Genomic DNA, 12,813 nt, shown 5'->3' with positions numbered 1-12,813 from the left:
CGACTTGTGCGGGCAAAAAAAATGGCAGCCCCGAAGGGCCGCCATTCGTGTTGCGGGTTGAATCGAACGTCTTACAAAGGACGACCGATGGTGTTGCAGACGCTGGTGTTGTTGATGTCCAGGTTGTAGCCGGCAGCGTTGCTGACGAACGTTTCGTACACCTTGGTTTTCCAGGCGGCAGGCACGGTCACGAAACCGTGGTTCTTGACCGCCAGGTCGTTGGTGGTGGTGTTGTAGTGCGTGGTCAGGAAAGCCTTCACGTCGTTGGCCACAGCTGCATCCTTGTAGCACTGACCGACGATGAAGTTGGTGTAGGCCGCCAGTTTGTAACCGATGGCCGGGTTAGCCACCACTGGCGACCAGCGAGTCGGGTCGGCAGCCAGGGCAGCGGTCGAAGGTGGGGTCACCGAGGACAGTGCCAGCGCAACGTTGGCGGAAGTTGGCTGAACGTTGTTGACGCGGGCAACCAGCGCGTTGCTGGTGGCGTCTACACCGTCCGGACCGACATAGCCGAGCGAACCGTCAACCGCGGCCACAGCAGGTGCCACGTCAGCAGTGTTGGCGACGCCAACCCAGTTCGATGGCAGGGCGGAACCGGCTGGACGGGCGTTGACGAACGTCGAGTTGGTGGTGAACTTGGTTGGGCAGACAGCGTTCAGGTGACGGGTGAGGATTTCCGAAGTACCGCTGGACACGTTGCGATAAACGATGCGGATCGGGGTGGTGTCAGCAGTGCCCAGCAGGCCGCCCCAAGTGGTGACGGAGCCCGAGAAAGCGTCGCACAGTTGAGCGCTGGTCAGGTTCAGCGCGGTCTGACCGGATTTTTTGTACGGGATGGCAACCGAAGTGGCAACCGATGGCAGCTGGATCAGCGGGCCGTAAGCTGCGCCGAAGTTGGTGTTGTAGGTGCTGATTTCCGAAGCGCTGAGTACCGAGTCGCTACCGGCGAAGTGCACAGTACCGGTGGTGCCGAAGCCAGTGGCAACGTTGGTCAGGAAAGCAGTCTTGCCGGCACCGCTACCCACGGCGGCGTAGCTGAAGTTGGCAGGCAGGATGCTGTCGGCCGAACCTTTGTACAGAGCGGCTGGCAGAGTAGCGCCACCACCGGTAACGGCCATGGCTTGAGCGGAAGCCAGCGCGGCGACGGTCAGGGAAGCTGCGATCAGAGTGCGCTTGAACATGAAGAATCTCCTTTTCAACGATGGTTGTGAACACAGGTTTTCAGGGGTCTTGCATGACACTGGGAGGACTCACCGCTGACCTTCGCAAGCGGGGTCCGTGGTTAAGTCGCACTGAGAAATTCGCAGTTTCCGGTGACAGATAAAGGAAAAAACCTCGGGAGCTGCGCGCCGATTTTCCGGCGGTTTTCTCGGGTGTTTGCGCGGGATTGCGAGGGGTCTGGATTGGGTGTTTGGCTGAAATTGGCTGCAGCCGTTGCGGGGTGGTTGCAGATGACAGAAAGGAGAACCCGAGGATGGGGGAAATCAGGGTCGGGTGATGCTGAAGTCCTGGAAAAAATCTGAATAATTTATTGCCCTGATGGGCCTCTTCGCGAGCAAGCCCGCTCCCACAGGGGAACGCATTTCAAATGTGGGAGCGGGCTTGCTCGCGAAGAGGCCAGTCCAGACAACCTCAAACCCTCAGACACACCACTACTGCACCAACTGATTGATCTCAATGATCGGCAACAACACCGCCATCACAATCACCAGCACCACCCCGCCCATCACCACGATCATCAGCGGCTCCAGCAACGCGGTCATGCCCATTGCCCGCCGTTCGATATCTCGCGACAGAGTCTGCGCCGCCCGTTCGAGCATCGGTGGCAGTGCGCCGGTTTTCTCGCCGCTGGCGATCAGGTGAATCAATACCGGCGGAAATACGTTCTCCACCCGCAGCGCCGCCGCAAGATTCACCCCTTCGCGAACCTTGGCCGTGGCGTCGCTGACACTCAGACTCAGGCGATCATTGGACAGCGTCTGCCGCGCCGCCTCCAGCGCGCGCAACAACGGCACGCCGGCACCGCCGAGAATCGCCAGCGTCGAGGCAAAGCGTGCGGTGTTCAGGCCCAGGACGAAACGTCCGATCAGCGGCAATTTCAGCACCCGATGATGCCAACTCAAACGTGCCGCCGGATTGCGCAGGTACAGGCGCCAGCTCCAGAAAGCACCCGCGATCAGCGCCGCACATAGCCAGCCCCACGCCCGAATGAAATCACTGGCGGTGAGCATCGCCAACGTCAGCCCCGGCAAGTCCTGACGCGCCTGGGAAAACGCACTGACCACCTGCGGCACCACATAGCTGAGCAAGAAAATCACGATGCCGATCGACACCAGCCCGACCACGCCGGGGTAGATAAACGCGGTGAGAATCTTGCCGCGCAGGTTGTTGCGTTCCTCGATGTAGTCGGCCAGGCGCTCCATCACCTGCGCCAGATCACCGGACTCCTCCCCGGCGGCGATCAGCGCGCGGTAGATCTCCGGAAAATCCCGTGGCCGTGCGGCCAGCGATTCGGCCAGACGCATGCCGCTGCGCACGTCGGCACGCACCGCGCTGAGGGTGTGGGCGATGTGTTTTTTCTCGGCCTGCTCCACCGTTGCGCTGAGTGCTGCTTCGAGCGGCAGGCTCGCACCGAGCAGACTCGCCAATTGCCGGGTGGCCCAGGCCAGATCGTTATCCGACATCCGCGCACTGAACAGGCCACCGCCGCCATGCTGGGCGACGTTGCTCTCCTTGTGCACCGATAACGCAGTCAAACCACGGCTGCGCAACACGCCAAACGCGGCGCCCTGACTGTCGGCTTCCAGATGCCCGGACTCGATTTTGCCGGTGGCGTCGGCGGCTTCAAAACGATAGCGATTCATCAGGCGTCCCGGGTCACACGGAGGATTTCTTCAGGAGCGGTGGCGCCGCTGCGAATCCAGCGCTCGCCGTCCTCGCGCAGGCTGAACATCCCGGCCTTTGCCGCCGCCGCTCGCAAGGCCTGCTCCCCTGCCCCTTGGTGAATCAGGGTGCGGATATCGTCGTCGATGCAGAACAATTCGTGGATGCCGGTACGGCCGCTGTAACCGGTGTGATTGCACGCTGGGCAGCCCACTGGCCGCCACGTTCCCGGCGCAGCCGGATCTTCCTGTTTGCACTCTTTGCAAAGGCGTCGCACCAGACGCTGGGCCAGCACACCAAGCATCGACGAGGCCAGCAGAAACGGTTCGACACCCATGTCGATCAAGCGATTGACCGCCGACACCGCGTCGTTGGTGTGCAGCGTCGCCAGCACCAGGTGACCGGTGAGCGAAGCCTGCACGGCGATTTGTGCGGTTTCCAGATCGCGGATCTCGCCGATCATGATGATGTCCGGGTCCTGGCGCAGAATCGCCCGCAAGGCCAGGGCGAAGGTCATGTCGATCTTGGCGTTGACCTGAATCTGGCTGATCCCCGGCAGGTCGTACTCCACCGGGTCTTCCACGGTGAGGATATTGCTGGTGCTGGCATCCAGGCGAGCGAGCGCGGCGTAGAGACTGGTGGTCTTGCCGCTGCCGGTGGGGCCGGTGACCAGCACAATGCCGTGGGGCTGGCGGATCAAATGATCGAGTTTGGCCAGCACCTGAGCATCCATGCCCAGTGTTTCCAGATGCAGGCGCCCGGCCTGCTTGTCGAGCAAGCGCATGACAACGCGTTCGCCATGCCCGGTGGGCACAGTCGACACACGAATATCGATCGGCCGCCCAGCCACACGCAGCGCGATACGGCCGTCCTGCGGCAAGCGTTTTTCGGCGATGTCGAGCTGGGCCATGATCTTGATCCGCGACACCAGCGCGCCGTGCAGCGCCTTGCGCGGCGAGACCACATCACGCAGCGTGCCGTCGACCCGGTAGCGCACCACCGAATGGGTTTCGAACGGTTCGATGTGAATGTCGCTGGCCTCGTCCCGCGCGGCCTGTGTGAGCAAGGCGTTGATCATGCGGATCACCGGCGCGCCGTCCTGAGTGTCGAGCAGATCGGTGATTTCCGGCATGTCCTGCATCAGCCGGTCGAGATCGACTTCGTTCTCCGCCGCACCGACCACAGCGGCGGCGCTGCCGGTGTCGGCATAGGCGGTGGCGAGCAAGCCGTCGAGCTCGTCATCGCGCACGCGCTTGAGCGAGCTTTCACCGAACTGGCGCCGCACCTCGTTGATCGACCAGCCCGGCGTCGATGGGCAAACGGTCAGCACGCCGTCGCACAACAGAATGCGCTGGGCCTTGGCCCAGGCGTAGGGAAGCGCACTCATCTAAAGCCCTCCCCAACTCCAGGGTCTGGACATGTTTTTGTGGCGAGGGAGCTTGCTCCCGCTCGGGGGCGAAGCCCCCGTAAATCGGGCATGCAGGGTGTATCTGGAAGAATGGGGTAGCAGGTTTTGGGTCTGCTGCGCAGCCCAGCGGGAGCAAGCTCCCTCGCCACAGGAATGTTTTTCAGCTTGCGGGCCGAGTTCATGGCCTTGGACCAAGCGCAGCGAAGCGAACTCATCTCAAAACCTCCCCAATCCTAGGGTCTGGACATGTTTTTGTGGCGAGGGAGCTTGCTCCCGCTCGGGGGCGAAGCCCCCGTAAATCCGGCATGCAGGGTGTATCTGGAAGAATGGGGTAGCAGGCTTTGGGTCTGCTGCGCAGCCCATCGGGGATAAATCCCCTCACCACAGAGTAAATTTTCAGATTGATGGAGGGATTCAAAAGCGTGTGCTCCCTTCGATCGGCACAGCTTTGATGGTCGCACGGGGTCCCGAAGCCGGAACCGAACTCGGAACCCCCTGCGCCGCCGTCGGCAACTGCGGCGCCTGCATGTCCGGCATTGCCCAGCTGCGTTCCGGTTGCAGGCCGCCCTGGGCGCGGCGCATGAAGTCGTAGCGGTTGAGGGTGATGCTGCGCCCCGCTTCGCTGTCGCGGATGATGTACGGGCGCAGGAACACCATCAGATTGGTCTTGGTGATCGCCCGGCGTTCGTTGCGAAACAGTGCACCGATCCCCGGCAGCGTCCCCAGCCATGGCACCGCTTCGTTGCTCTGGCTGTAGCCGTCCTGCAGCAAGCCGCCGAGAACCATGATCTGGCCGTCGTCGAGCAGGATGCTGGTGTCGATCGCCCGTTTGTTGGTGACGATGCCCGCCGACGCCGCACTGGCCGAAGCACGCTCGTCGATGCTGCTAACCTCCTGATAGATATCAAGCTTGACCGTTCCGCCCTCGGAAATCTGTGGCCGCACATTCAGCTTCAACCCCACCTCTTCACGGGTCACGGTCTGGAACGGGTTGTTGCTGGTGCCACCACCGCCAGTGACATAGCTGCCACTGACAAACGGAATGGTCTGGCCGACAAAAATACTCGCCGCTTCGTTATCCAGGGTCAGCAGATTTGGCGTCGACAGCACGTTGGTGCCGCCCTTGCTCTTCAACGCCCGGGCCAGCACTTTGAGGTCGAGGATCTTGCCGATGCCGGGAATGTCGACCGTGCCGTTGACGTAGCCGACGTTCAAGCCTTGCGGCAGCACGTCGAGACTGGTCTTGCCGTTGAGATTGATCCCTGATCCACCGAGGTTCGCCCCGCCGATCACGCCTTTGCCGCCGAGATTGCCGGTCTGCCACTGCACGCCGAACTCGCTGGCATCGTCCTCGCCGACCTCAACGATCAGGCTCTCGATCACCACTTGCGCACGGCGCTGGTCGAGCAGGTCGATCACCTCGCGCAGGTTGCGATACAACGGGTCCGGCGCGGAAATCAGCAAGGTGTTGGTGGTGGCGTCGGCCTGAATCGTCACCCCGCCGGCACTGAACGCAACGTTCTGTTCACTGGCCTGTTTGCCGGCGCTGCTGGTCGCACTGCTGCCCTGCGCATAACTGCCGCCGGTGCTGCCGGTGCTGGATGTGGTCGAGGTGTTGCCACTGCTTTGCGTGCCGCTCTGCGCACTCGACCCGCCATTGTTGCCGTTGCTGCCCATGGCACTGAGCACCGAGCGCGCACTGTCACTGGTGCCACTGTCGCTCTCGCCGGTGAGCAGCCCGCGCAAGGCCTGCGCCAGTTTGGCTGCCTGGGCGTTGCGCAGATAGACCACGTGCAGGTTGCTCGGATTGCTCTGCGCGTTGTCGAGTTTGTAGATCAGATTGCGCGCCAGCTCGGTGCGCTCGGGGCTGCCGGCGCGGATGATGATGGTGTTGGAACGCGGGTCGCCGATCACCGCGATTTTCTGCGTCGGATCGTTGCCCGGCGCGTCGAGCAGATCCGCGACCATCGGCGCGATGTCAGCGGCGATGCCGTTCTGGATCTGCACCACGTCGGTGTCGATCGCGCTCGGGCTGTCGATGGTCTGGATCAACTGGGCGACGCGGGTCAGGTTCTCGGCGTAATCGGTGACGACGATGGTGTTGTTGCCCGGGTAGGCATTGATCGGATTGTTCGGCGATACGATCGGACGCAGCACCGGAATCAGGTTCACCGCGTTCTCGAATTGCAGGCGAAAGGTGCGCGTGAGCATGCCGTTGCCGGCCGGTTTGTCGGCGCTGTAGATCGGGCCGCCGAGCAGTTTCGCATCGGCCTCCGGCACCACCTGCGCGACGCCACCAACATCGACCACGCTGAAGCCCTGCATGCGCAACGCCGCGAGCAGCATGTCGTAGGCCTGGCGCGCCGGCACCTGACCTTCCGACACCAGCGTCAGGCTGCCCTTGACCCGAGGGTCGACTAGAAACTGCTGACCGGTCGAGCGCGACAACGCGCGCACCACCGCTTGAATATCGGCATCGACAAAATTCAGCGTCACCGGCTGATCACCCAACGGGTTGCTCGCCAGCGTGTTGCTGCGCGGAGCCGCGCCACTGCGCGCGCGCTCAGTGATGTTGTGCATCTGCCGTGGTTGCGGCGCGGTTTGTGCCTGGGCGCGTTGCCGATCGAGCAGCGCATCACCGCTGCGTTGGGTGTTGGCCAATGGCCGGCCGAGTTCGCTGTCCACCAGCAATGGCGGCTGGTTCGGCGGCGTGGTGGTGTTGCTGCACGCGCTCAACGCCATCAGCAGCATCGGCAACGCCATGCGCGCCGGTTTGGATCCTGACCCCTTCATGAAGCTTCCTTAGCGCCCAGCGCCTGATCCATGCGAACGGTGCCTGACAATGTGCCGGCAGTGACTTCGGTCGAAGCGTTGTCTGCGCGTTGCAGACGGGCCTCGACCACTTGCAGAGAAAGTTGTGCCGGGTTGCTCAACAGCCAGTCAAGCAGCGCATCGGCCGGCGCCGCGTCGAACGTCAACTGCCACGCGCCGGCCTCCCCGGCCTGTAATTGGTAGTGCCCGGCCAGGCCGCTGGCCTGCAGGGTCTGCTCAAGAGACTGCTCGATGCTTTGCCCCTGCGGACGCACGCTGACCTCGCGCAACAGCACTTCGAGGGCTTCGGACTGGGCGCGTAACTTCGGGGTTTCGGCTTGCCAATAAGTGATTTTTTTCAGCGGCGGCTGAATCAATGCGACCCACACCAACAGCCCCAGCAGCAGCGCCGCCATGCCGCCGACCATGCGTTTTTCGCGCAGGGCCAGCGCTTGCCAGCGCGCCTGGAGTTGCGCGCTGAAACGCTGCCAACGGGCGCGATAAACCGCGAGCGATGCCTTATTCATCTTCTGCTCCGCTGTCGTCAGCGCTGTCGTCGGGAGTGGTGACTTCGTCGCTCGGTCGCAGCAGCCAGCCCTCATCATCGGCCGTCGCACTGATCCCGACCTGAGCCAATGCGGCTTGCCAATCCTTGTCCTTGTCATTGGCGCTGCGCCGGGCATCGGCCAGCAGACTCAACTGCAACGTGCCGTCAACAAACGTCAGGCGCTCGACCGTGCCGGCCATGAACGGCATGCCGCTGCCGGCCTGCAACACCAGCCGATTGAACGGCTGCGCCGGATCCTCCGCCGCGCCCTTCTGCCGCGCCGCCAATTGCTGACGCGCCTGTTGCAGCGGATTGAGGATCACCGGCAACTCGGGAAAGGCCTGCTTCACCCGTTGCGCCATCTGCGCCTTGAGCTGCTGACCCTGACTGGCTTCGCGGGCGGCATACAGGTTCAAGCCGATGACCCACACCGCCACCGCCAATGCGCAAAGCCCCAGCGCCCGGCCCCAACCGCGATGCTCGCTGCGCTGCTGTTGCACCGCGCCGTGCAGGCCCCAACCGGGCAACGGCCCGGTCCAGCGCTGCGCCTCGGCCATCGGCAATTGCGCATCCGGCGGCGGTGCAGAACCGATCCAGTGCAGCGGCGTGCCGCAGGTCAGCAGCCAATCGCCAATCTCCTCGTCGAACAACGGCTGCACCCGCGCCACCTGCACGCTTTCGCGCAGCAACAAATGGCCGTCCTGCCGACAGGCCACCGTGCCCGGCAGCACCGGCAAGCTGTACGCCGCCGGGTACAGGCCGCGCAGGTTCAGACCGGCCTGTTTCAGCAGTTGCCCCAGGTGCAGCAAGCGCTGACGCGGCGCCCAGGCGATCTGCACCTGCCCCGCTTCATCCCGCGAACTGTGGGCGATGTGCATGTCATTGCTGTCGCCGAGCATCAGGGCCTGCGCCGCGCATTGCACGGCTGCAGCGGTCTTGTTCGCCGGCAGCGGCGGCAAGTCGATGCTCGCCAGCAGACTGTCCGCCGGGTGCAGAAAAGCGCTCAGCGCTGGCGGCTTCGGTAGCTGCCCCAGTTGAGTAAAGGTCAGACGCTGCTCACGAATGACCTGCCCCTGCCGGTCCAGCCACGCACAATCCATCTCACTGTCGAGACTCAACCCCGCCAGTGGCGGCAAACTCACACGCAACTGACTCATACGCCCACCCGCGACCAGATCACCTGCGGCAGACGATCCTCGCTGCGGTGCAACAACGCATCGAGACTGACCCGACGCTGATCCCGCCGCGCCTCGCCACGCAGACGAAACCAGTCGCTGGTGATGCCGACCTTGACGCTGGTCAGCTCCAGGTTCGGCATGCGCAAGCGGTTGACGAAATCGCCACGGTTGATGAACCAGCGCCCGGCGTCACGCTCATTGATCAGCGCCTGCGCGCGCTCCAGCGACAACCCCGGCACATACGCGGCCAACACCGGTGCAGTGGCGGTATTGCCATTGAGCCAAGTGGTGGCTGGGATCACCGTCAGGTAAGGCGCCAATTTGCCGATGACCGCTTCATTCACACCCTCGACGCTGCGCAAATCATCGAGACTGCGCAGCATCGGCAACTTCGGATTCTGTGGCTTGCGCGACGCATTCGGCGACGTGGCACGGCCACTGTCAAAGCCGTTTTTGCTCGCGGTGTTTTCGGCAATCTGCGGATTCAACAGATACGGATAAGAGCCGATCACCCGCTGACTGATGCGCTGACTCAATCCGGCGCTGATGCCGATCAACTCGCACAGTCGCTGAAACGCCTGCACCTGCGCCTCATCGACACGCTCGTTGGCCACCAGATTGCGCAGGTTGAACTTGCCCTGCTCATCCTCCAGCCGCCCCTCGAAACCCTGCGCATTCAAGCGCTGCGCCCACGGCTGATCGAGCCGGGTCAACGGATCACGCTGGCGCGCATCCCAGAGCACTTGCCGACTGATCTCCAGGCCACCGTGCAACACCCAGCGCCCCTGCACCCGCTGCTGATCCGCCTCCAGCGCCCGGGTCGAAACGCTCTGCCGGGTCAACATCCCCGCCGCAATCACCGCGACCACCGCAGCAATCAGCAGCGCACTGATGATCGCCATCCCCTGCTGGTTCGATTGGCTGTTCATCACCGGCCTTACAGCTGCCAGGAACCGATATCGGCATTCACGCCGTCGCCGTCAGGCTGACCGTCGGCACCGAGGGAAAAGATATCGATCTCGCCGTTGGCGCCGGGGTTGAGGTACTGATAAGGACGACCCCACGGATCGTTCGGCAAACGCTCCAGGTACGAACGCCAGTTGCTGTTCTTCGCATCCGCCGGACGCTCCACCAGCACTTTCAGACCCTGAGTCATGCTCGGGTAAGTGCCGTGATCGAGGCGATACAACTTCAGCGCCTGCATCAAACCGCCAATATCCTGCTTCGCCGCCGTGGCCCGCGCCTGATCCGGCCGATCGAGTACCTTGGGCACCACCATCGCCGCCAGAATCCCGAGAATCACCACAACCACCATGATCTCGATCAGGGTAAAACCCTGCTGCCCACGGGGCATCCGGCTCGGTCGTCTGGGCTGTTTGAACTGCGCGATATCCATCTCGACATTCCCTTGGCTTGATTCGATTCGACGCGCAGTGTTGCAAGAAGATATGTCAGGGATGTTGAAAATCCTCGGGAGTTTTCGTCGTCAAGCCGTCAAGGACGCGGGTTAGGGTCGAGGGCTGTGTTTTGGGTTTGGGCCATTTATGCCTACGCGCTCCCGAGAAAGCGGATTCACCCTGATTGAAGTGCTGGTGGCGCTGGCGATCATTGCTGTGGCGATGTCGGCGGCTGTGCGTGTGGCCGGGCTAATGACCCAAAGCAGCGGAGTTCTGCGGGATCGGTCGGTGGCGATGATTGCGGCGCAGACACGCATGGCCGAGCTGCAACTGGAGGGTCGATTGCCGATAGGAGTAAAGGCGCAGGACTGTGATCAAGGACGCCTGCTATTGCGCTGCGAACAAGCCATCGCCACGGCTGAAAATGGCCGATTACTCAAAGTCGCCATCCAAGTCTTCAACCGCAACCAGGACACCCCGCCCCTGGCCCGCCTGGAAACCCTGTTGAGTCGCCCCCTGTAGGAGCTGCCGAAGGCTGCGATCTTTTGACTTTGATCTTTTAAAACCAAAATCAAAAGATCGTCCGATCGCGGCCCGAGCCTCCGGCAGCTCCTACACAAACATCTCAGGCAAAAAAACAACGCATGCCCCACACGACATCCGCAATCAGCCTGAAACCCTGTGGGAGCGAGCTTGCTCGCGAAGGCGCCAGAATGAACACCCGATCAATCACCAAGTGTCCGCGACACCTACATCACCCCGGCAACTGCAAATTATCCAAAGCCCGATTCACCGCCAACTCCCCGAGCATGATCAACTGCGCAATCCCCGCCAGCGCATGACGCTGCGACACCGGCAACAAACTGGCAATGTTCTGCGCGAGGGTTTTGGCCGAAGCGAGTGTTTCACTGGCATCGACCAGCAGCTCTTCGGTTTTGTTGTCCGCCGTCACGGCATACATCCCCCGCGTTCTACGCGGCGGCGGCGTGGAACCGGGCGGACAGAGGTAATGGTCGAGCGCGCGGTCGGCGGCTTCGTGGAGTTTTTTTGAGTCGATGGATTCGTAGGGGGAAACCGAGGCGGTTTCGGGTGGGTTGGGTGTTGGTTTGATCATGAGTGAATCTCCAAATCATAGAAAAGGAGCCATCATCTTTCGCTACCAAACGAAGGGGTGGTGGCCATACGAAGGTTGGTAGACCGGTGACTTGGAAAACCGGCGCGCCCGAAGACGCCCTGCGCATGGCCACCATAAAATCACAGCCCCAGAAGGGCCTGTGTCGGGTGACGCTATGCGCCAAGTCTAAGCCGGGCTACCAAACCCGATCGCTGATTCGTCAGCGACCGAACCACAATAGAACCCGCCCCCGAGGCGCACAAGCCGGCGGATTCTGGCGTAGCTGTAGGCAATGGCGCAAGGATGTGTAGCCCGAGTGAGTATCTGAAGATGTCTTTTTAAACGCCGGTGTTTACCTAGGCCTACTGCGGAAATCTTTCCTAAATAAATCCATCCCCTCAGCGGGTCAGCTGACTTGCTTGAGTTGAGCTATATTTCACACCCGATGGCTACTTTCGGCCAATAGCTGTCTGCCGTGAAGGTGAGGAATCGACGAAAGTAACCGAGCGCCTAGATGCTGCGACCCGCAAGATGCTAAATTATCAATAGAACAATCAAACATTTACGTTAACCCTATCAGCTAAGGAAGATTTCAATCTTGGACATTCGGACGTTCGGAAATTCAGCTAAGGGGCTAGCAAAAAACCCATTAGGAATTATTGCATTATTTATCGTATTGATATATGGATTTGCGGCATTGACTTTGGGCCTTAATAACTCCCCTCAGCCCGCAGAGCGGTTGCCTCTTGTGTGGTTTTTAGTGATATTCCCTATAATTGTATTAGGCACATTTGGATGGCTTGTAAGTTGTCATCACGAAAAACTATACGCGCCGGATGATTACAAGTCTGATGACGGTTTTTTACGAGGAATGGAGTCTCGCACCAAACACACTAAAGAATTGCAAAAACAACAGCATGAATTAAAAGAAAAGGTGCGACAGGCATTTAAATCTTCTTATGAGTTCACCTCCCAAGAAAACGCGCAAGGGCTTCTTGAGAAAGTTACTGAAGAAATTGACAAGGCCACAACAATATCTGTTGATGCGAGAAAGTTTCTCGATAACGAGGCTGCTTTGTTTGTTTTTCCTACAGCAGCTTTTGAGACCTTAGGTGACCTTACAAATGAAATTTATTTCAAACTGAGGCATAAGGTGCAAGCATTTGAATATGGGTATTCGTGGCAATTGCGCGAAAAAAACTCAGGCGAAATTATAAAAAATACTCGCATGATCACGGGCGCGCGTAGAGGAAAGCCTTTGACCGATTTTAGAAGTCTTGCAGAAGTCGGAATTACTCCAGGTATGACGCTTTGCGTGGAGTCACCGCTATTCGCTTATCAGTAGTGGCACCAAAAAGTAGACGACTAAAACAAAAAGGGGCCTGATTTATTTTTCGGAGAATAAATCAGCGCCCTTTTCTCTATTTCAGCCCGCACACTAAACATCATCAACCAATTTTAAAAAGTGGAGTTTA

11 protein-coding genes are annotated in these 12,813 nt (G+C 60.6%); 2 read left to right on the top strand and 9 right to left on the bottom strand.

All coding sequences use genetic code 11. The features are described 5' to 3' along the window. Positions 1 to 71: 71 nt before the first annotated feature. The 8 genes from AC27VU_RS07390 to gspG all read right to left on the bottom strand — a co-directional run bounded on the left by AC27VU_RS07390 (position 72) and on the right by gspG (position 10,223). On the bottom strand, positions 72 to 1,181 hold the full coding sequence (locus AC27VU_RS07390) for a substrate-binding domain-containing protein (RefSeq protein WP_488723789.1): 1,110 nt from the start codon (positions 1,179 to 1,181) through the stop codon (positions 72 to 74). A 471-nt stretch (positions 1,182 to 1,652) separates the two neighbouring features. Further along, entirely contained in the window at positions 1,653 to 2,864 is a 1,212-nt protein-coding gene (gspF, locus tag AC27VU_RS07385) for a type II secretion system inner membrane protein GspF (RefSeq protein ID WP_003225634.1), read from the bottom strand. Beyond that, entirely contained in the window at positions 2,864 to 4,270 is a 1,407-nt protein-coding gene (gene gspE / locus AC27VU_RS07380; protein WP_488723788.1) for a type II secretion system ATPase GspE, read from the bottom strand. The genes gspF and gspE overlap by 1 nt, the downstream gene beginning before the upstream one ends. 435 nt (positions 4,271 to 4,705) lie before the next feature. Further along, positions 4,706 to 7,084, bottom strand: coding sequence for a type II secretion system secretin GspD (gene gspD / locus AC27VU_RS07375; RefSeq protein WP_488723787.1), 2,379 nt, complete (start codon positions 7,082 to 7,084; stop codon positions 4,706 to 4,708). Beyond that, positions 7,081 to 7,629, bottom strand: a complete 549-nt coding sequence (gene gspM / locus AC27VU_RS07370; protein ID WP_488723786.1) for a type II secretion system protein GspM — start codon at positions 7,627 to 7,629, stop codon at positions 7,081 to 7,083. The genes gspD and gspM overlap by 4 nt, the downstream gene beginning before the upstream one ends. Further along, a complete protein-coding gene (gene gspL, locus AC27VU_RS07365) occupies positions 7,622 to 8,806 on the bottom strand; it encodes a type II secretion system protein GspL (RefSeq protein WP_488723785.1) in 1,185 nt (394 codons plus the stop codon). Before gspL ends, gspM begins: the two co-directional genes overlap by 8 nt. Next, complete coding sequence (gspK, locus tag AC27VU_RS07360) at positions 8,803 to 9,756, bottom strand: type II secretion system minor pseudopilin GspK (protein ID WP_488723784.1); 954 nt, start codon at positions 9,754 to 9,756, stop codon at positions 8,803 to 8,805. The genes gspL and gspK overlap by 4 nt, the downstream gene beginning before the upstream one ends. A gap of 8 nt (positions 9,757 to 9,764) precedes the next feature. After that, on the bottom strand, positions 9,765 to 10,223 hold the full coding sequence (gene gspG, locus AC27VU_RS07355; RefSeq protein WP_456019824.1) for a type II secretion system major pseudopilin GspG: 459 nt from the start codon (positions 10,221 to 10,223) through the stop codon (positions 9,765 to 9,767). A 148-nt stretch (positions 10,224 to 10,371) separates the two neighbouring features. Here gspG and gspI point away from each other — a divergent pair, with 148 nt between their 5' ends. Beyond that, on the top strand, positions 10,372 to 10,746 hold the full coding sequence (gene gspI, locus AC27VU_RS07350; protein WP_488723783.1) for a type II secretion system minor pseudopilin GspI: 375 nt from the start codon (positions 10,372 to 10,374) through the stop codon (positions 10,744 to 10,746). A 232-nt stretch (positions 10,747 to 10,978) separates the two neighbouring features. On the opposite strand, the gene AC27VU_RS07345 is transcribed toward gspI, so the two are convergent. Then, on the bottom strand, positions 10,979 to 11,338 hold the full coding sequence (locus AC27VU_RS07345; RefSeq protein WP_488723782.1) for a DUF6124 family protein: 360 nt from the start codon (positions 11,336 to 11,338) through the stop codon (positions 10,979 to 10,981). 598 nt (positions 11,339 to 11,936) lie between these two features. On the opposite strand from AC27VU_RS07345, the gene AC27VU_RS07340 reads away from it, so the two are divergent. Continuing rightward, the gene (locus AC27VU_RS07340; protein ID WP_488723781.1) at positions 11,937 to 12,683 is read left to right on the top strand and encodes a hypothetical protein; all 747 of its coding nucleotides are present in this window, start codon (positions 11,937 to 11,939) and stop codon (positions 12,681 to 12,683) included. Positions 12,684 to 12,813: the final 130 nt, after the last annotated feature.

It is taken from the genome of Pseudomonas sp. 14P5.3.2 (assembly GCF_057799175.1).
The sequence above is the reverse complement of the archived record's forward strand: the minus strand, read 5'-3'. Positions and strand labels throughout refer to the sequence as shown.